The following is a 509-nucleotide window of genomic DNA, read 5'->3' on the forward strand; positions in this document are numbered from 1 at the left end:
CAGGTTGCTTGTATATGAAGATAACAAAGGCGGCATTTATTTTTGCGCTGTCAGTGTGGAGTGTTGCTGTGATATGTCTTTTATTATTTGTACTGATTGTTCTGGGATAGCCATAGTGAAATAAAAACCTGTCTGAATTAAATTATTTTGCACACATATTTTAATTCTGCACTGAATTCAGAATGGGTAATCAGTGACCGTCCTGACGGTCACTTTAAAGAAAAGGCATTTACACAGAATTACTGACAGGCTCTGGCTGTCATTCGGCCGATGAACAGTTGCTTAAGACAGGATTATCATTCCCTTCCACCAGATTGGCTTTTTTCCCTTTTGTGTACAGTTTATATGAGTATCTTTTATTGATGGCTTCGTAATTGGCTCCGGAGGCCATTTTCATTAGCTGCATAGGTATCATCTCATCCATCTGATTAATCACTGCATATGAGTTCCCAGCAGTGGTGTTGATATAGACCACCTCCATTGTCTTATTTCCATTACAGACATAAGCT

1 protein-coding gene is annotated in these 509 nt (G+C 38.9%); it reads right to left on the bottom strand.

Features of this window, described 5'->3' with window-relative positions:
- Positions 1 to 259 precede the first annotated feature (259 nt).
- Positions 260 to 509, bottom strand: a 250-nt coding sequence (locus tag ACJHYR_RS28195; RefSeq protein WP_236928008.1) for a c-type lysozyme inhibitor, incomplete at its 5' end; no start/stop codon positions are given.

Source organism: Escherichia sp. WS1450 (genome assembly GCF_046487395.1).
GTDB classification, from domain to species: Bacteria; Pseudomonadota; Gammaproteobacteria; order Enterobacterales; family Enterobacteriaceae; genus Escherichia; species Escherichia coli.